This window comes from Brucella sp. GW823-FHT04E01, assembly GCF_058796175.1.
Window position 1 is genome coordinate 896,705 of record NZ_JBXAIK010000002.1, and the last position, 18,850, is coordinate 915,554.

Genomic DNA, 18,850 nt, shown 5'->3' on the forward strand with positions numbered 1-18,850 from the left:
GGATTGACACCTCCAAGTTCTCGGTTATTCTTTTATAAAAGCCTATATAACATAATTGTGGAACAAATCAAAAATGGGGGTTCTGCCTTGCGGATCAAATTAGCACTCCTTCTGGCTTCTGCCATGATCTTCAGTCCCGGCGTTTCGCTGGCTCAGGACAAGGGTGGTGTCATCAATGTCGCGACCATTGGCGAGCCGCCGACGCTTGACCCGATGGTATCCACTGCCGATCTTGTGGGTATCGTCACGCAGCATATCTTCGAAACGCTCTATACGTTCGACAAGGAATGGAAGCCGACGCCATTGCTGGCAGAAAGCCTGCCTGAAATCAGCGCGGATGGAAAAACCTATACGATCAAGCTGCGTTCCGGCATCAAGTTCCATGACGGTAGCGACATGACGTCGGAAGACGTGGTTGCGTCGCTGGAGCGCTGGACGAAGCTCGCTTCGCGCGGAAAGCAGGCGTCGGCCTTTATCGATAATATCGCGGCGACCGATCCGGCCACAGTGACGATAACGCTCAAGCAGCCTTATGCGCCATTGACCTCTCTGCTTGCCTTCAACAACTCTGCGGCGATCATCATACCGTCAGAAAAACAGGCTGAGCCGATGAATGAATTTATCGGTACCGGTCCCTATATGCTCAAGGAGCGAAAGGCTGATCAGTATATTCAGCTCGTGCGTTTCGACGGATACAAGTCGCGCGACGGTGAGAGTGATGGTTACGGTGGCGCACGCCATCAATATCTAGACGAAATCCGTTTCGTGTCAGTCCCGGATGCTAACACCCGTGTCGAGGCAGCGGTTTCCGGACAGTATGATTATGTCGATTCCATTCCGGTTGAATCATTTGACAAGATCAAGTCTTCGACAGCTTCCCAGCCATTGCTTCTCAAGCCCTTCGGCTATCCTGTCTTTGTTTTCAACACCAAGGAAGGTGTGGCGTCGAAACTGCCGGTCCGAAAGGCCGTGACACATGCGCTGAGCATGGAAGACATGCTTGCAGCGGCATTTGGCAGCACGGAATTCTATGCATTGGACGGCGCTTTCTATCCGTCCAATTTTGTCTGGAATACAGAAGCTGGCGTCGAAGGGAACTACAATGTGGCCCAGCCGGAAGCTGCAGCGGAAGAATTGAAGGCGGCCGGCTACAACGGCGAGCCGCTGCGTATTCTGACCAGCCGCCAGTACGAGTTCCATTACAAGATGGCGCAGGTGGCTGCCGAATATCTGAAACTTGCCGGTTTTACAGTGGATTTGCAGGTTGTCGATTGGGCGACGCTGACACAGCGCCGCGCAGATCCCAAGCTCTGGGATATCTACATAACGCACAGCCCCTTCCTGCCCGAGCCTGCTTTGATGGGCTCTCTGTCGACCAGTTCGCCGGGTTGGTGGGACACGCCAGCGCGTAAAACCGTAGTCGATGCTTTCACGTCCGAATCCAATCCGGAAAAGCGCGTTGCGCTGTGGGCGGACGTTCAGAAGACCATCTATGACGAACTGCCCCTGATCAAGATCGGCGACTTCAATGCCGTTGCAGCGATGTCCACCAAGCTGGAGGGCGTCGAGCCAGCGCCGTGGCCTTACTTCTGGAATGCTTCGTTGAAGAAGTAACTTCCGGCAAGGCGAATGCCGTCCTTACGGTCGGCATTCGCTGAATGGTTCAACCTGGAGAATCTGATCGCATGGTGCGCTACATCCTTCAGCGGTTTGTCGGCATGGCTGTCGTCATGTTTCTGGTCGTAACGATCGTATTCGTGATCGTTCGTGTGACGCCCGGCGATCCTGCCGCCGTCATGCTTGGGCCGGACGCATCGGCGCAGGACATTGCCGATCTGCGCGCTCGACTCGGACTCGATCAGTCGCTGGTCATCCAATACTTCTACTACATCGGTCAGCTACTGAAGGGCGATCTCGGCCAGTCGATCTTCCTCAACATGCCGGTTGGTGCAGCATTGCTCGACCGGGCTGAGCCGACCTTCTTTCTGACCGTTCTTTCGCTTCTGATTGCCTGCATCATTGCCCTGCCGGTTGGAGTTTATGCAGCTTATCGGCGCGGTTCCTTTGTCGATCAGGCGGCGACAACGGTTGCTATGCTTGCAGCGAGCATACCGAGCTTCTGGCTCGGTCTCATCCTCATGCAGTTTTTTGCCGTCCGGCTGAACCTGTTTCCGGTATCCGGCTATGGCGGGCCGGGTTCGAGCTTCATCGATCGAATGTACCATCTGATCCTGCCAGCCATCGCGCTGGGGCTGGTTTCCTCCGCTCTGATCCTGCGTTTCACGCGCGCCTCAATGCTTGATGTTCTTGGTGACGATTACATCCGCACGGCGCGCGCAAAGGGGTTGATCGAGCGGCGCGTGATCATGAAGCACGCATTGAAGAATGCGCTTATCCCTATCCTCACAGTCGTCGGTCTCACCGCAGCCGTTCTGATCTCCGGCGCTGTGGTGACGGAGACTGTGTTCGGCCTGCCGGGGGTTGGCAATCTTGTCGTGTCTGCGGTCCTCCGACGGGATTATCCGGTAATTCAGGGCGCGCTGCTCGTCATCGCGGGGCTCTATGTCCTGATCAATTTCATCATCGACATGCTCTATCTGTTCGTAGATCCGAGGGTTCGCTACTGATGGCCGATCTTGTTACGACCACGCAAAAAGCCCCTTCGGAACGCGCTTTGTTCATCCGTCGGCTGTTCAAACGCAAGACGGTGGCGGCAGGCATCATTGTGCTTGCCGTCTTCGCCATCCTCGCGCTGCTGGCACCCTGGATCGCGCCTTATTCACCGTCGAAGCTTTCTATCGTCAACCGGCTCAAGCCACCGAGCGAGATGTTCTGGTTCGGTACGGATGAGTTCGGGCGCGATGTCTTTTCTCGCACGATCTATGCCGGACGGCTGTCACTTATGGTGGGCGCGGCGGTCGTTGTCCTGTCGGCGATCATAGGGGTTACGCTCGGATTGCTTGCAGGCTTCTTTCAGCGTCTGGATACGCCGATCGCTCGCCTGATCGACGCGATGATGGCATTCCCCGACATTCTGCTGGCCATTGCGCTGGTCGCGGCGCTCGGCCCGTCGCTGGCGACGGTCATCGTTGCGCTGTCTGTTGTTTACGCACCGAGGCTGGCGCGCATTGTGCGCGCCTCAACGCTGGTGATCCGTGAGTTGCCCTATGTCGAAGCGGCCCAATCGCTTGGAATTTCGACATTCCACATCATGACGCGGCACGTGCTGAGAAATCTGATCTCACCCATCATCGTGCAGTGCACTTTCCTTTTTGCGAGCGCAATGCTCGCCGAAGCGGGGCTCTCTTTCCTTGGTCTCGGCGTAAGCCCCGAGATTCCAACCTGGGGAACCATGATTGCGGCAGGACGCCAATATATCGGTCAGGCCGACTGGATGACCTACTTCCCCGGCTTCGCCATCATTCTTTCCGTCCTCTCGCTCCAGATGGTGGGGGATGGACTACGCGACATGCTCGATCCAAGACTGCGAAGGGATTTGTAATATGATTTCCGGTGAACAGGCGAAGCCGCTTCTTATCACCAATGTCAAACCGGTAGCCTTCGGGGTGGAACACTCCGGCGCGACGACCGATATTCTGGTAGGGAAAGACGGTAGTATCAGCGCCATCGGCAAGTCGTTGAACGCACCAGCCAATGTGGAGCGTGTCGATGGCAAAGGAGCTTGGATTTCGCCAGGTTGGGTCGACCTACATGTCCATATCTGGCATGGCGGTACGGATATTTCGATACGCCCTTCGGAGTGTGGCGCTGAACGAGGGGTGACGACGCTTGTCGATGCCGGTTCGGCGGGAGAAGCCAATTTCCATGGCTTCCGGGAGTATATCATCGAGCCGTCCAAGGAACGGATAAAAGCCTTCCTCAATCTCGGCTCCATTGGCCTTGTCGCCTGCAACCGGGTTCCGGAATTGCGAGACATCAAGGACATCGATCTCGACCGTATTCTCGAATGCTATGCAGCCAACAGTGAGCATATTGTCGGGATCAAGGTCCGGGCCAGCCATGTCATAACCGGGTCATGGGGCGTTACGCCGGTCAAGCTTGGCAAGAAGATCGCCAAGATACTCAAAGTGCCTATGATGGTGCATGTAGGCGAGCCGCCCGCGCTCTATGACGAGGTTCTTGAAATTCTTGGCCCTGGCGATGTGGTCACGCATTGCTTCAACGGCAAATCCGGCTCCAGCATTATGGAAGACGAAGACCTGTTCAACCTCGCGGAACGCTGTGCAGGCGAGGGTATCCGGCTGGATATCGGCCATGGCGGGGCGTCCTTCTCGTTTAAGGTTGCTGAAGCGGCAATTGAACGTGGCCTCCTTCCATTCTCAATCTCGACGGACCTGCATGGCCATTCGATGAATTTCCCTGTCTGGGATCTGGCGACAACCATGTCCAAGCTGCTGTCGGTCAACATGCCGTTTGAAAATGTCATCGAAGCTGTCACGCACAATCCAGCGTCGGTGATCAAACTCTCGATGGAAAACCGGCTTTCGGTAGGACAGCGCGCAGATTTCACGATCTTTGATCTGGTCGACGCCGACCTGGAAGCGACGGATTCCAATGGCGATGTGTCTCGCCTGAACAGGCTTTTTGAACCCCGCTACGCAGTCATCGGTGCCGAGGCCATCACGGCCAGCCGCTATATACCGCGTGCGCGGAAACTTGTTCGTCATAGCCATGGCTATTCGTGGCGCTGACACTGTCGGCGCAGCATTGAATTTGCGGGAACGTCCCGTGACGAAATGATGAGGAAAATTCGTGTCTCATTCTCCCCAAACGACCGAAGTACAGCACTCCCCCTATGACCGGCTGGCTTCGCTTGGCATAACTTTGCCACCACCGCCACCGCCTATCGCGAATTTTGTCACGCATGTTCGGGAAGGCAATATCCTCTATCTTTCCGGGCAGGGGCCGCGGGAAGAGAGCGGATATTTGCGTGCGGGTAAAGTCGGTGGCGATATCGGCGTGGATCAAGCCTATCAGGATGCCCGACTGACGGGTATCAATCTGCTGGCCGTCATGCACGAGGCGCTTGGCGATCTTTCCCGTGTGAAGCGTGTCGTAAAGCTGTTGGGGATGGTCAATGCCGTGCCGGACTTCGAATTGCACCCCAACGTCATCAATGGCTGCTCCGATCTTTTCATCGAAGTATTTGGCGCTGCCGGACAACATGCACGTTCAGCCGTCGGCTTCGGTTCCTTGCCGGGCAATATCACGGTTGAAATCGAAGCGATCGTCGCCCTGAATGACTAGGACAGCGTCAATGATTGCGCCAACCCATCAGCTTTTCGATCTTCGCTGCCGAAGCGCGCACCTGACTGGTGTAGCGGCTTTCGTCGGAAAGCACTTTCTGTTCCGGGAGCACGATGGAGATTGTCGCAACGCATTGTCCATCGCGGTCGCAGATCGGGGAAGCAATACAGGCAACCGCATAATCGGATTCCGCAATCTGGATCGAGAGTCGCTCATCGAAGGCTTTCGCCGCAGCCTCCGAAAGACTTGCGGCATCGATTTCAGCCCGACCGGTTGGAGAAGTCCGGGCGCAGCGCTTGAAAAGCTCGATCCGTTCATTTGCAGCCAAATGGCCGACCAACAGACGTCCGGATGCGGTCCAGTTCAAGGGCACTCTTGTGCCGACACGCGAGGCAACCTGGAACGGGCTCGGTCCATCTGCCATAGCCAGAACAAGCATATGGTCGCCGTCCCGGCCACACAGCTGCACCGCTTCGTTTGCTTCGCGGCAGAGATCATGCATCTCGTGCGTGGCCACACTCATGAAGTCAAGCGACCGCGCGTAAGCAAGACCGTAGTGATAGAGCCGCGCGCCGAGCCAGATTACGCCATCCGCATTGCGGGCGAGCATATTCTTTTCAACGAGATCATCGATGGTCACATAGACCGTCGACAAAGGCGCCTTGATCGCCTTTGCAATCGCATAGGGGCCAGCCGGAGCACCGGTTTCATAAAGATAATCAATCACCTGCAACGCACGATCTATGCCGCTCACACGCGAGCGGCGTGTCGACTTGGCTTCGGTGTCGTCTGCAGGGGCCGTTTCAGCGGGGACGGTGGATGATGATGCGCTCACTCAAGTGCTCCATGTGAATTCGAGAAGTTATTACATTATTATGGTATATCCGTCTATGCCTGAGACAGCGAAAGAAATGGGAGAATTGAAATGACCGATGATATCCGCCGCAAGATCGGGCTTCGACCGGTCATCAATGTTTCCGGTACGATGACATCGCTTGGCGCGTCCATCGTTGTGCCTGAGGCGGTAGAGGCGATGGTGGCCATCCTGCCGCAATTCATCGAGGTCAATGATCTTCAGCGCAAGGCAAGTGAAGTGATTGCGCGATTGACAGGCGGCGAGGCTGGCTTCGTCACGGCGTCCTGCTCGGCAGGCATTACGCTTGCTGTTGCCGGAGCTATGACAGGCAGCAACCTTCTCGCAATTGAAAGGCTACCGGACACTACGCCGGAAAAGAACGAAGTTCTGGTGCAGACCGGTCACGTGGTCAGCTACGGCGCTCCGGTCGATCAGGCAATCAGGCTTGCGGGAGGCAAGGTCGTCCTGATCGGACAGGCAACATCGACTCATCGCTATCATATGGAAAATGCGATTACCGAAAAGACGGCTGCTGCGGTTTATGTCGTATCGCACCACGTCGTCGACTATGGCCTTCTGCATCTCAGCGAGTTTGTCGAGATCGCGCATGCCAAGGGTGTGCCTGTGATCGTGGATGCCGCATCTGAATACGACTTGAAGCTGTTTCTGGAAAAGGGCGCAGACATCGCAATCTATTCGGGACACAAGTTTCTGGGCGGTCCGACCTCCGGCATCGTTGCGGGTAAGAAGGAGCTCGTCCGCAATGCGTTCCTGCAAAATCTCGGCATCGGGCGCGGCATGAAAGTTGGCAAAGAGAGCATTTATGGCGTTATGGCGGCGCTGGAAGCGTGGGAGAAGCGTGACCATGCTGGAATTCGCGAGAGGGAAACCGGATATCTGGAATTGTGGAAGAAGACACTGGATGGTCGCCCCGGTATCACGGCTCTGATCGAACCAGATCCGACCAATAACCCGCTCGACCGCCTGCGAGTAATTGTATCAGCTACTGATGCCCACATCACGGCCTGGGATTTGGTAACCGCTCTTGCGCGAGGGAACCCACCGATCATCACACGTGACCATGAGGTAGAGCACAACTATTTCTATCTCGATCCCTGTAATCTTCATCCCGGTCAGGAAACCGTTGTTGCGCAGCGTCTTGGTGAGGAGCTCGATAAAGCCCGGGCGTCTAATGAGATTATCGCCACTCCTTTTGAGGACCGAAGCAGACATCGTTTCGACGGTTTGCTGCGTTGGCCGGATTGATAATCGGAAGAGCCTGAGTAAAGCGGAGGAACATCATGACGTCTGAGAAAATAGCGACGGTTGGAAAACACGAACCTGTTCTATCCGTTCAAGGACTGACCACTTCTTTTCTGGTCGATGGTGTCTGGAAGCCTGTTGTCGATGACGTTTCCTTCGATGTCCACCCCGGAGAAACCGTGGCAATCGTCGGGGAATCCGGCTCGGGCAAGAGCGTAACCTCGCTGTCGATCATGCGGCTTCTGCAGAAGGATACGAGCCGCACCGAAGGCAGTATCAGGTTGGGAGATCTGGAGCTTCTGACGCTCCCGGAAGAGGAAATGCGCCGGATACGCGGCAATGAAATCTCCATGATCTTTCAAGAGCCGATGACCAGCCTCAACCCGCTCTTCACAATCGGAGACCAGATTTCGGAAGCATTGCTCTGCCATTCGCAAATGTCGAAGGCAGATGCGCGCGCTGAAACGATCCGCTTGCTTGAAAAGGTCCGTATCCCGTCGGCTGCTTCCCGCTTCGATGAATATCCACATCGCTTTTCAGGCGGTATGCGTCAGCGTGTCATGATCGCGATGGCTCTGGCGTCGAGACCCAAACTGCTGATCGCCGACGAACCGACAACGGCATTGGATGTAACCATTCAGGGGCAGATACTCGATCTTATCAAGACATTGCAGGAAGAAGAGGGCACGTCCGTTCTTTTCATCACGCATGACATGGGCGTGGTGGCCGAAATATCGGATCGTACGGTCGTCATGTTTCGGGGAAAGCAGGTCGAGACAGGGCAGACTGCTGATATTTTCCGGCAGAGCCAGCATCCTTATACGCGAGCACTTTTGTCGGCGGTTCCTGTACTGGGTTCAATGCAGGGCTATCAACGTCCTCTGCGGTTTCCGATAGTAGACAATGCGACTGGCCTTTCGGAAACGCCAGTCGAGGTGGCGGATACGGTCGACAAGATCGATGTACCCGTGTTGGAAGTAAAAGGCCTTACAAAGCGCTTCGAGATTTATTCGGGCTTTATGTCTCGCCTGAGCGGGCGTGTTCATGCCGTGGAAAACGTGTCCTTCGATCTTCGCAAGGGCGAAACCCTTTCGCTGGTTGGCGAGAGTGGGTGTGGGAAATCGACGACCGGTCGTGCCATCATGCGGCTGAGCGAACCGGATTCCGGTGAAGTTCTGGTTGAAGGCCGAAACATTCTGTCCCTCGACAAACAGGCTATGCGCGAGATGCGACGGTCGGTTCAGATGATCTTTCAGGATCCCTATGCATCGTTGAACCCGCGCATGACAGTGGGTGCCGCGATCGCGGAACCCTACATTGAACACCGGCTGGGGAGTGTGCGGGACGCGAAGGATGTTGTTGCAGACATGCTGGAGAAAGTTGGCCTCACGCCTGATATGGCAAAGCGCTATCCGCATGAATTCTCTGGCGGGCAAAGGCAGCGTATCTGTATCGCCCGCGCGCTTGCCTTGAAACCTAAAGTCATTGTGGCAGATGAGAGTGTGTCGGCGCTCGACGTCTCGATCAAGGCGCAGGTCATCAATCTCATGCTCGATCTTCAACAAAGTCTCGATCTAGCGTTTCTGTTCATCTCACACGATATGGCCGTCGTCGAGCGTGTAAGCCATCGTGTGGCCGTCATGTATCTGGGCGAGATCGTAGAAATCGGACCGAGATCGGCGGTATTTGAGAACCCTCAACATGATTATACACGCAAGCTGATGGCGGCTGTTCCGGTTCCTGATCCTGACCGACGCCGGGTGAAGCTTTCAAGCGAAACGGGAGAACTCAAAAGCCCAATCCGTCCCGCGGATTTCGTTGTGCCTTTGCGCGAATATCGAGAGGTATCGCCGCAGCACTTCGTGGCGTTGTAGAGCATGCAATTCATTATGGTGCGCCGAGACGATCCAGTGCAGTGCGAAGTGGAGTTTCGGAAATGTGGATCAGTCCGGCATAGGGACTCGCCATATCCGAAATCACGAAAATCGCGCCGGCAACGGACAATGAGCATACGATTATTATCAGTATGACAGTGCTGTTTAGCGGGGCCTGTAGGCCAAAAGTTGCGAATAAAAGCGCCAGCCATGAAATCAGCACGATGAGAAATGGGACAGGCAGCCCTTCATCTGTCGTTTCCACCAATTGCCAGTGACCTTCTGCAATCATGCCGCTGACTTCAAGCGCGCGTGTTTGGAGAGAGCCTTGCGCGGCGTCCTTCGGGTTCAATGCGCGCAGACTGTCCTGAATATCCTCAATATCCTTGAACTCCGGCAAAGCTCCATTGGAGAGCTCATCGGCCCGCTCGGCATTCCATGCCCGATCGAGACGTTTCTGGATTATTTGCTTGAGTACGGCACGTGGATGCTCCGTTTCAGGACCATAGCGGGCCATGATCCGGTCCAGGAGAACAATGCGGGCTGCCGATGTCTTCATCTCGGCTTGCGCATTGTCGTAATCGGATTTTGCTGAAGCAATCAGAAGTCCGAGAGCGAGAGCGGAAAGTGTTCCGACAACAGCGGTGGCAAGGCGTATGACATCCTTGGACTCAGAGTTAAGATGATGCTCGGGCAAACGCGATCGAGCGAACATGCCAAGCATAGTCGCCAATATCAGGATGAAGAATACCAGTGCGCCAAGCAATAAAGAGTTCAACTTCGCCTTCCGCGACTTGCTCTCGAATGATCGCCCATTGAAACTTAGTATATCATCTGTGAGTTGAGATGCAGCTTCACCAAAGGGATGGTGTTTTCGGCTCGATATGGCCCGGTATGCGAAGAAAGTGCATTCAATAAATCACACTGCGATCAGATGAAAAAGGTCGGCACATATGGCCGACCCTTTGTTATCAAAACTGCTTTCAATCAGTTCTCTGTATGTTGCTGCTTTGCGAGGTCCTCGACGCTCATGTCCGGTTCGTTACGGGTTTTATACAGCGAATAAAGCACACCGCTTGCGAGGATAGCCAGCGTTACGACAAGCGACAGCAGCGTGTTGATGTGAACGCCCAGCGGTACAAGGAAAATCTTGATGCCGATCAGCACGAGAATGATAGCAAGCGAAACCTGTAGATAGCGGAACCGGTTCATCGCCGCAGCCAGCGCGAAATAAAGCGCGCGCAAACCCAGAACGGCAAAGATGTTCGAAGTGTAGACGATAAACGTGTCCTGAGTGACTGCGAAGACGGCGGGGACAGAGTCGACTGCAAAGATCAGATCGACAGTTTCCACCATGATGAGCGCAACCGCCAGAGGGGTCAGCCAGGTGACCATCTTGCCGGTTTTGGGATGTGGCTGTTTGACCGTAAAGTTGCGACCATGCAATTCGCGGGTGATATTGAACCGGCGGCGAAGGAACTTGAAGACAGCGTTCTGCTCGATATCGGGTGTCTCATCCTGATGGCCGAACATCTTGAAGCCGGTGAAAACGAGAAACGCGCCAAAGAGGAACAGGATCCAGTTGAACTCGTGCACAAGGGCTGCACCAAGTCCGATCAGGATTGCCCGGAAGGCGATAACGCCGAGAATACCCCAGAACAAAACGCGATGCTGGTAAAGACGAGGAATGCCAAGAAAGCCGAAGATCGTTGCGATAACAAACATGTTGTCCATCGCAAGACTCTGTTCGATCAGATAGCCGGTATAAAATTCCAGGCCGGATTCCGCTCCGCGCTGCCACCACACCCAGCCACCGAAGGCGAGTGCGATCAGAACATAAAAGCCATAAAGCAGGAGGCTTTCCTTGGCTTCGATCTCGTGTTCGTCACGATGGAGAATGCCGAGGTCGAAGACAAGCAAGCCAACGACGACGACGATAAACGCCGCCCAGAAATATACAGGTGTGCCAAGAAAATCGCCCGAAAGGGCTACAATAAGCGAATCCATCGCCGGACCATCTCCATTTGAACAAGTGGAGCAGCCCCGACATCGCCATAGCGGTAGCCATGACCAGAGGGGCCCGGCGCTGCATTTCTTCAAATGTGTATGGTTTTGCCAAGTTCAAGAGTGGAACCTGAATTTTTTGTAATGTTCGATCCGGTACGTGTCCCGTTCTGAGAACTTTCAATGCGAGTTACGATATCTAAGCCAAGTACTGGAAGCTGATTGCCGCTAAACGCGACATGAAAAAAGCCAGGAAGTATCCGGGCCTGTTGTCTATAACATTGATTTTCTTGAAGAAAGTATTGGCTGGGGAACCTGGATTCGAACCAAGACTAGCGGAGTCAGAGTCCGCTGTTCTACCCTTAAACTATTCCCCAGCAGGAATATGCAAATGCCTTCGATCTGGAGGCCTGCAAGCGCGGTAAAGCATCAGCTCATCCGCGACGGCTTCCATCTAGCGAACTCAAACACCGAACGCAATACTTTTCTTCGAAAAAAATCAAAGCGATTTAAGTTATCCAGCAATTGCTTATTTCATGCGATAGGGTCGCTGCAAATTGATGCGCTGAGGAATGGTTTCTGGAAGCCGGCGCATAAAAAAAGCCCGGCCAGCGGAGGAGCGGCCGGGCAAGAGGCAGGCTGACCGGGAGGGGACCCGGTATGTGAAGGTGGCGCCTGCCAGATGATTTGTCTGCGGGCTTAAAAAGGCTGCGCCTTACTTACCCGAAGAGATGTTGGTTCAGCAGATCAGGCGTGTAGCCTTGATCTGCAACCGAGCGTCTGCCAGCTCACTCAGAACCCGCGTAGGGTCTTCCGTGCCGCGATAATGAGCTGCCGTGTAAATATCCTCACGGCGAAGTCCGATATCGCGCAGCATGTGGTCGTCAAAGCTGCTCAGGTTCAGCACTTGCCGTCGACCATTGGAAAACGTCCAGCGACGCATGATCGACGTAAATACGGTCTTTACCATCTGCACGAACGTGGAGGTTTGTCCGCTTATTGCAGGTAAATGCGTTGTCGTTATCTTGCTTGTCGCTGTCATGTCCGCTCTCCTTTGATCTGGCGGGGCTAAGTGATCCTTATCGTCAGGGTCATTCGCTTTCGCGGCTCCTTTTCCTTTACGATGGCGGCTTTATCCAACAATCGAATTGATTGTTCCAACGAATGTTTTTAATGTAATTCTTCAATAATAATGATGGATGACGCCGATGAGCACGCCTCTGGATCTCGATCAGTTGCAAACCTTCATAGCCATAGCGGATGCGGGCAGTTTTACGCGGGCAGCCGATGCTGTTTTCAAGACGCAATCCGCTGTTTCCATGCAGATGCGCCGGCTGGAAGAGCGTATTGGTAAACCGTTATTTGAACGTGATGGACGGATCAATCGTCTTACTGAAGAGGGCGAGCGGCTTCTGCTTTATGCACGCCGCATGATGCAGCTCAATGGTGAAACCATAGCTGCGTTTGATGACACTCAACTGGAAGGCCACGTGCGTATCGGTACGCCGGACGATTATGCCGATCGGTTTTTGCCGGAAATCATGGCGCGTTTTGCGCGATCAAACCCGCGCGTCGAATTGTCGGTTGTGTGCGAACCGACCGTCAATCTGGACGAGATGATCCGCCGCGGAACACTGGATATTGCTCTTGTCACCCAGTGCGATGACAAACGTCGCTCGGAAGTTGTTCGAACGGAGCCATTGCTTTGGGTGACTTCTGCCAATCATGCTGTGCATGAAGAGGCTGTCCTGCCGCTTGCTGTCGGACGCCCGACCTGTATCTGGCGTCATGCAGCCATCGATTTGCTGGAAGCGGCCAGACGAGATTATCGCATCATCATCACAAGCTGGTCAGCGACCGTTCTGGCGGCGGCGGTTCTCTCCGGCCTTGCGGTCTCAGTTCTTCCGGAATGTGCACTGCGTCCCGGTATGCGGGTCCTTGGTGAAGCAGACGGGTTTGGAATGCTGCCGGAATTCGGTATTGGCATCATGCGCGGCCATACAAAACAGAATGCCGTCGTCGACGCACTTGCGCAGCATATTATTGAAAGTCTAGACAATATATCGTCACCGCAGCCCGGCGCGATGGCTTCGGCGGAAATTTCACCGTTTCCGGCGGTTCGTACGAGGAGGGTGCGAGCCAACGAATTGCTGCCAGGCTGGTGACGACACCGTAAATAGCCGCATGGCTTCTTGACCAGCCATGTCACCTGGTTGCCTATGATGGGATGAGCATGGGTTCCGATTCGAGTTTTACCGGCGCATCGTCTAATGTTGCCGAGTATAGCGTTTCCGAGATTTCCGGCGCGTTAAAGCGCACGGTTGAGGATACGTTCGGGCATGTGCGCGTGCGCGGCGAAATTTCCGGCTATAGAGGTCCGCATTCGTCGGGGCATGCCTATTTCGCATTGAAAGATGATCGCGCGCGTCTTGAAGCCGTCATCTGGCGCGGTTCGATGAGCCGCCTCCGCTTCCGTCCCGAAGAGGGGATGGAAGTCATTGCTACAGGCAAACTCACAACCTATCCGGGCTCGTCGAAATATCAGATCGTCATCGAACAGATGGAGCCCGCCGGTGCGGGCGCGCTGATGGCGCTTCTGGAGGAGCGTAAGCAGCGGCTGGCTTCGGAAGGACTGTTCGATCCTGCCGTAAAACAACTCTTGCCCTTTATGCCCCGTGTGATCGGAGTGGTGACTTCTCCGACCGGTGCCGTCATTCGGGACATCATTCACCGGATCGCAGATCGCTATCCGCTGCATGTCATTGTCTGGCCTGTGCGTGTGCAGGGCGAGACAAGTGGACCTGAAGTGGCCGCCGCGGTGGACGGTTTCAACGCTTTGCTCGACGAAGGGAATATTCCGAGGCCGGATGTGCTGATCGTGGCGCGGGGTGGCGGCAGTCTGGAAGACCTTTGGGGCTTCAATGACGAAATCGTCGTTCGTGCCGTTGCTGCATCGCATATACCGGTAATTTCTGCGGTCGGCCACGAAACCGACTGGACTTTGATTGATCTTGCAGCCGACATTCGTGCTCCCACGCCAACAGGCGCGGCGGAAATGGCGGTGCCTGTAAAGGAAGATCTTCTGGCAGCGCTGGCGGGGCAATCCGCGCGGCTTTCGTCGGCCATGTCCCGCTTTATCGACCTTAAACGGCAAGCCCACCGTTCGGCAGCGCGAGCTCTTCCGTCGGCTGACCAGTTGCTGGCTTTGCCGCGTCGGCGTTTCGATGAAGCCGCTGCGCGCCTCACGCGGGCTCTGTTCGTCAACACGCAAAAGAAGCGGGTCCACTTTGACGGTCATGCGCGACAGTTATCGCCGCGTCTCCTTCAACGCCGGTTTACAGAACTGCAGCGCGATGTTTCCGCTCTTGGACAAAGACTGCCTCGTGCGCTCGAGGCATTCCTGCGCGAACGAAGAACAGCTTTCATTCATCGGGCAAATCGCCTTTCGGCGGAGCCGATACTGCGGCGAACAAAACTTACGAGCGTTGCAATAGAACAGCTGGATCGTCGTCGCGATCAAGCCGTCCGTCTTCTCATTGAACGAGCTAAACGGCGCGGGCAGGAACTGGAGCGTCTTATGCGCACGCTTTCTTATGAAAGCATTCTAGAGCGCGGTTTTGCGGTTGTCTTCGATGAAGAAGGGAAACCGGTGAAGCAGGCTGGATCCGTATCGGCTGGCGATGCATTGTCTATTCGGTTTCGCGATGGTGACGTTGCAGTCGTTGCGGGTGATGAGGACGAGAGCGAGCCCGCAAAGCTTGTACAAACAAAAAAGGTTCAGTCTCCCGGCTCTGGCAATCAGGGATCGTTATTTTAGCAACAGTCAGTCGCTGTGTTTTCCGTTTTCTGCTGAGATTGTTTGGCCTTAAGGCTGGCTTAAGCTTGGACGTCTTTTTCTCGCGCATCTGTCATTGTTAGAGATTTAGGATGTCGCGTAAAAAATCCCAGGACGACCTCACAAATGGCTTTGCGAAGGCTGCTTTCAGCCGTCGCGGCTTTCTTATAGGTGTAAGCGCGGTTGCGTTGTCGGGCTGTGTTTCCACGACGCAACAGCCACCTCAACCGGTGAAAAAACTGCCTGAACCTGCACCGTCGCGACCTGTGCCGCTGATGTACCAGGCGCTGCCGGAAGAACAGTTCCCGATCCCGGCTGTCGATACGAGCAAGGTTGATCCAAAATTCTGGCGGCAGGAAGTGGATTATCCAACGGACGAAGTCAGAGGCACTGTTATCGTCGATACGCCGAACAAGTATCTCTACCATGTACTGGGCAATGGGCGGGCCATGCGCTACGGTATCGGTGTCGGGCGCGATGGTTTTGCATGGGCCGGACGCGCCAAGATCGCTTATAAGCGCCAATGGCCGCGCTGGACGCCGCCGGATGAGATGGTTGCACGTCAACCTGCGCTGGAGCCTTACAGCATCGCCAATGGCGGGATGCCCCCTGGTATCAAGAATCCGCTGGGTGCGCGAGCGATGTACATTCACAAGGATGGGCGCGATACGCTCTATCGCATTCACGGATCGCCGGAAGCATGGAGCATCGGTAAAGCCGTGTCGTCGGGGTGCATTCGCATGCTCAATCAAGATGTGATTGATCTTTACAATAATGTACGCGATGGCAGCACGATTGTCGTGATACCCGATCCGAGCAAAGGCCAGCAGGTCACAAGCTGACTAAAACAAAAAGGGCGCGGTATCCGCGCCCTTTTTGTTGGATGTGTTTTGCGGCTCAATGCTCAATAGGCATATTCGAGAAAGATTGGATCGACCGACCCTGCCCATACGCTGTTATATGCCTTCAGCATGCGCTCGGCATCCGTGACGCCTGCTGCTACGATTTCTTCAAGCGGTGCAAGGAAATGCGTTTCGTCATGGCCTTCGCTGTTGAGCTTGTTGCGGTTCAAAAGACCGAGCCGGGAGATTTTCAAAGTCTCACGAGCGACCTGTTCCAGCGGCTTGCCCCGGAATGTCGTGTTCAAAGCTTTAGCGGGAACCTCGTTACGAAGGGCAAGGACCTCTTCGTAAGTCCAATCCTTGGTGAGAAGCTCGGCAGCAGTCAGAGCCTCTTCATCATAAAGCAGGCCGACCCAGTAGGCTGGAAGCGCACAGATACGGCGCCACGGACCTCCATCGGCTCCCCGCATCTCAAGGAAGCGTTTCAGACGGACTTCGGGGAAAAGCGTGGAAAGGTGATTGGTCCAGTCGCCCATATTGGGAACCGGGTCGCTCATTTCACCTTTCAGCGCACCATTCATGAACTGACGGAACGTGACATGCGTACAGTCGTGATAATGGCCGTCGCGCAGGATGAAGTACATCGGTATATCAAGCGCCCATTCGACATAATCGGCAAAACCGAAGTTCTCCGAGAAGACGAACGGCAGCACGCCCGAACGCTGGTTATCGGTATCGCGCCAGATATTCGAGCGCCACGACAAAAGGTGGTTTGGCTTGCCTTCGGTGAATGGGGAGCTGGCGAAAAGTGCGGTGGCCACAGATTGCAGCTTCATCGAAACCTGCATCTTGCGGCGCATGTCGCGTTCCGAGCTGAAGTCGAGATTAACCTGAATGGTCGACGTGCGGTACATCATGTCCAGACCTTCATGCCCGACTTTTGGCATATAGTTGGTCATGATCTTGTAGCGTGATTTCGGCATGACAGGTGTTTCAGCCAAGGTCCATTTTGGACTGCCACCAACACCTAAAAATTGGATGCCCAGAGGCTCGGCAATTTCGCGGACCTGGGACAGATGCGCATTCACTTCACGACACGTCTGGTGAATGGTTGAAAGCGGTGCCCCGGAAAGCTCAAACTGGCCTCCGGGTTCCAGCGAAATGGCGCCCTGTCCGGTTGGCTCTACCAAGCCGATGATATTGCCTTCATCGATAATAGGCTCCCAACCAAGCGTGGCCTGCATGCCTTCGAGTATGGCTTTGATACCGCGCGGCCCCTCATAGGGAACAGGACTGTTATCGGTTGTGTAAAATGGAAATTTCTCATGCTCGGTGCCGATACGCCAGGCATCCTTGGGCTTGCATCCGCCAGCCAGATAGTTCGCCAGTTGTTCAACGCCCGTCAGTGCCGTTTCGTCAGTTGTATCGCGCGCCATGCAGTCTATCCCTAGCCTATTTTTCGCTTTTCAGCGTGATTGGACAAATTTGTCAAATCACGCAAGTCAATTCCATTGAACGTCAGATTTCGAGAACGTCATCCTGCATTCCGCCAGTCTCCGAGCACAGATTGTACCAGAGCCATCGCAGCGACAGCAGCTGTGTCGGCACGCAGGATTCGAGGGCCGAGCGGAATAGCTGTCACGAAGGGGAGATTTCGGAGCGTTTGACGTTCGTCTTCTGAGAAGCCACCTTCGGGACCAATCAACAACGCGACAGGGCCGGGCGCCATTTTCTGCAAGATGGTCAACGGATCGTCCGATTCGTACCCTTCATCGCAGAAGATCAAATGTCGGGATTTGTCCCACTGCTCAATGAAGCGGTCAAAGCGAATGGCCTCACAACATTCCGGTATGGAAAGTACGCCGCACTGTTCCGCAGCTTCTATCGCATTGGCCTTGATGCGATCGGCCCCCAGCTTTGGTACCTGCGTGTGCTGTGTGATGACAGGTTGCAGTATACCTGCGCCCATCTCGACAGCTTTCTGGACCATATAGTCCAGCCGCCCCTGTTTCAGAGGGGCGAAGCAATAAACAAGATCACTCGCTAAAGGCTGCGGGCGCGTCTGTTCGAAGGGCATGAGGAACAGACGCTTTTTACCCTCCGGCTTCAGCCGTGATTTCCATTCGCCGTGGCGTCCATTGAAGGCGAGAATTTCATCGCCATCCTTCAAGCGAAGGACGTGGGTGAGATAATGTGCGGCCTGCGGGGCGACCTCAATCTGGTCGCCGTCGTCGAGGTCGTTTTCAACGTATAGTCTCTGCATTTTGTAGTTTGCGCGCATGACAGCATCGATGGCAGAGGGCAGGGGCGGCGGTCAAGCGCTTTGGTAATGCATCAAGAGACAATTAATTAGCATTCCTACACAAACAATTGATGGGAAACATCATGGCAGTTGCATTTAATTAGATTGTATCCATATAGGTATGAAGCTATCTATTTGAATGGAATTGATGTGATGAAACAAACTTGGGTCGAATTCGCACCGCTTCTTGCAAGCACCGCCAGAGGATGGCGGAAAGCTTTCGATGCAGCGATGGCGGAACATGGTCTTTCCGACGCGAAAGCCATACCGCTGATGATCCTGTTGCGGCACGGAGATCGTATTCCCCAAGGTGTGCTGGCCGAACGGGTCGGTATCGAGGGAGCAACGATTGTCCGGGTTGTCGACGAGTTGGAGAAGGATGGCCTGATCCAGCGGGTTGCCGACGATGCTGATCGTCGCGTCAAGCTCATTCAACTGACAGAGGACGGTCGCGCCCTTGCCGCCAAGGTGGAAAAGTCTGCTGCCCGTCTTCGCGCCATTTTCCTTGGTGATTTCGATTCCGATGCGGTCGACATTGCCATGGAAGTGCTGCGCAAGCTGAATGAGAAGTTTCAAACACAATCTTTCTGATCGGTCGCGCGACCG

The 18,850-nt window shown here is 54.7% G+C and carries 18 protein-coding genes and 1 tRNA gene; 12 read left to right on the plus strand and 7 right to left on the minus strand.

Going from position 1 to position 18,850, the window contains the following annotated elements; all coding sequences use genetic code 11:
- Positions 1-123: 123 nt before the first annotated feature.
- The 5 genes from AC1RHM_RS09555 (at position 124) to AC1RHM_RS09575 (ending at position 5,268) form a co-directional block, all read left to right on the plus strand.
- Complete coding sequence (locus AC1RHM_RS09555; RefSeq protein WP_373418748.1) at positions 124-1,614, plus strand: ABC transporter substrate-binding protein; 1,491 nt, start codon at positions 124-126, stop codon at positions 1,612-1,614.
- A 71-nt stretch (positions 1,615-1,685) separates the two neighbouring features.
- Positions 1,686-2,627, plus strand: a complete 942-nt coding sequence (locus AC1RHM_RS09560) for an ABC transporter permease (protein WP_010660949.1) — start codon at positions 1,686-1,688, stop codon at positions 2,625-2,627.
- The gene (locus tag AC1RHM_RS09565) at positions 2,627-3,502 is read left to right on the plus strand and encodes an ABC transporter permease (RefSeq protein WP_010660950.1); all 876 of its coding nucleotides are present in this window, start codon (positions 2,627-2,629) and stop codon (positions 3,500-3,502) included. The genes AC1RHM_RS09560 and AC1RHM_RS09565 overlap by 1 nt, the downstream gene beginning before the upstream one ends.
- A 1-nt stretch (position 3,503) precedes the next feature.
- Positions 3,504-4,712, plus strand: coding sequence for an amidohydrolase/deacetylase family metallohydrolase (locus AC1RHM_RS09570; protein WP_010660951.1), 1,209 nt, complete (start codon positions 3,504-3,506; stop codon positions 4,710-4,712).
- A gap of 61 nt (positions 4,713-4,773) precedes the next feature.
- Entirely contained in the window at positions 4,774-5,268 is a 495-nt protein-coding gene (locus AC1RHM_RS09575) for a RidA family protein (protein WP_011982717.1), read from the plus strand.
- 7 nt (positions 5,269-5,275) lie between these two features.
- On the opposite strand, the gene AC1RHM_RS09580 is transcribed toward AC1RHM_RS09575, so the two are convergent.
- The gene (locus AC1RHM_RS09580; protein WP_010660953.1) at positions 5,276-6,103 is read right to left on the minus strand and encodes an IclR family transcriptional regulator; all 828 of its coding nucleotides are present in this window, start codon (positions 6,101-6,103) and stop codon (positions 5,276-5,278) included.
- 90 nt (positions 6,104-6,193) lie between these two features.
- Between AC1RHM_RS09580 and AC1RHM_RS09585 the strand changes: the two genes are divergently transcribed.
- Positions 6,194-7,390 carry an aminotransferase class V-fold PLP-dependent enzyme gene (locus AC1RHM_RS09585; protein ID WP_010660954.1) on the plus strand — a complete coding sequence of 399 codons (1,197 nt, stop codon included), beginning with the start codon at positions 6,194-6,196 and terminating at the stop codon, positions 7,388-7,390.
- Positions 7,391-7,425: 35 nt separating this feature from the next.
- Positions 7,426-9,261 (plus strand): ABC transporter ATP-binding protein, encoded by a 1,836-nt coding sequence (locus AC1RHM_RS09590; protein WP_010660955.1) that lies wholly within the window; start codon positions 7,426-7,428, stop codon positions 9,259-9,261.
- A 13-nt stretch (positions 9,262-9,274) separates the two neighbouring features.
- On the opposite strand, the gene AC1RHM_RS09595 is transcribed toward AC1RHM_RS09590, so the two are convergent.
- The 3 genes from AC1RHM_RS09595 to AC1RHM_RS09605 form a co-directional block, all read right to left on the minus strand.
- Positions 9,275-10,039 carry a bestrophin-like domain gene (locus AC1RHM_RS09595; protein ID WP_029376213.1) on the minus strand — a complete coding sequence of 255 codons (765 nt, stop codon included), beginning with the start codon at positions 10,037-10,039 and terminating at the stop codon, positions 9,275-9,277.
- A 209-nt stretch (positions 10,040-10,248) separates the two neighbouring features.
- On the minus strand, positions 10,249-11,268 hold the full coding sequence (locus AC1RHM_RS09600; RefSeq protein ID WP_010660957.1) for a TerC family protein: 1,020 nt from the start codon (positions 11,266-11,268) through the stop codon (positions 10,249-10,251).
- Positions 11,269-11,568: 300 nt separating this feature from the next.
- A tRNA-Gln gene (locus AC1RHM_RS09605) sits at positions 11,569-11,642 on the minus strand.
- 14 nt (positions 11,643-11,656) lie between these two features.
- Between AC1RHM_RS09605 and AC1RHM_RS09610 the strand changes: the two genes are divergently transcribed.
- Entirely contained in the window at positions 11,657-11,908 is a 252-nt protein-coding gene (locus tag AC1RHM_RS09610) for a hypothetical protein (protein ID WP_010660958.1), read from the plus strand.
- Between the two features lie 96 nt (positions 11,909-12,004).
- On the opposite strand, the gene AC1RHM_RS09615 is transcribed toward AC1RHM_RS09610, so the two are convergent.
- Complete coding sequence (locus AC1RHM_RS09615; protein WP_010660959.1) at positions 12,005-12,307, minus strand: DUF1127 domain-containing protein; 303 nt, start codon at positions 12,305-12,307, stop codon at positions 12,005-12,007.
- A gap of 166 nt (positions 12,308-12,473) precedes the next feature.
- Here AC1RHM_RS09615 and AC1RHM_RS09620 point away from each other — a divergent pair, with 166 nt between their 5' ends.
- From AC1RHM_RS09620 to AC1RHM_RS09630, 3 genes are all read left to right on the plus strand, one after another.
- Positions 12,474-13,430 (plus strand): LysR substrate-binding domain-containing protein, encoded by a 957-nt coding sequence (locus tag AC1RHM_RS09620; RefSeq protein ID WP_010660960.1) that lies wholly within the window; start codon positions 12,474-12,476, stop codon positions 13,428-13,430.
- Between the two features lie 68 nt (positions 13,431-13,498).
- Positions 13,499-15,082, plus strand: a complete 1,584-nt coding sequence (xseA, locus tag AC1RHM_RS09625) for an exodeoxyribonuclease VII large subunit (RefSeq protein ID WP_010660961.1) — start codon at positions 13,499-13,501, stop codon at positions 15,080-15,082.
- 110 nt (positions 15,083-15,192) lie between these two features.
- Positions 15,193-15,942: a L,D-transpeptidase gene (locus AC1RHM_RS09630; RefSeq protein WP_010660962.1), complete on the plus strand. Its 750-nt coding sequence runs from the start codon at positions 15,193-15,195 to the stop codon at positions 15,940-15,942.
- Between the two features lie 62 nt (positions 15,943-16,004).
- Here AC1RHM_RS09630 and AC1RHM_RS09635 read toward each other — a convergent pair whose 3' ends face one another.
- Positions 16,005-17,378: a glutamate--cysteine ligase gene (locus tag AC1RHM_RS09635; RefSeq protein ID WP_010660963.1), complete on the minus strand. Its 1,374-nt coding sequence runs from the start codon at positions 17,376-17,378 to the stop codon at positions 16,005-16,007.
- Between the two features lie 98 nt (positions 17,379-17,476).
- Positions 17,477-18,223 (minus strand): 16S rRNA (uracil(1498)-N(3))-methyltransferase, encoded by a 747-nt coding sequence (locus tag AC1RHM_RS09640; RefSeq protein WP_010660964.1) that lies wholly within the window; start codon positions 18,221-18,223, stop codon positions 17,477-17,479.
- A gap of 174 nt (positions 18,224-18,397) precedes the next feature.
- On the opposite strand from AC1RHM_RS09640, the gene AC1RHM_RS09645 reads away from it, so the two are divergent.
- Positions 18,398-18,835 (plus strand): MarR family winged helix-turn-helix transcriptional regulator, encoded by a 438-nt coding sequence (locus tag AC1RHM_RS09645; RefSeq protein ID WP_010660965.1) that lies wholly within the window; start codon positions 18,398-18,400, stop codon positions 18,833-18,835.
- Positions 18,836-18,850: the final 15 nt, after the last annotated feature.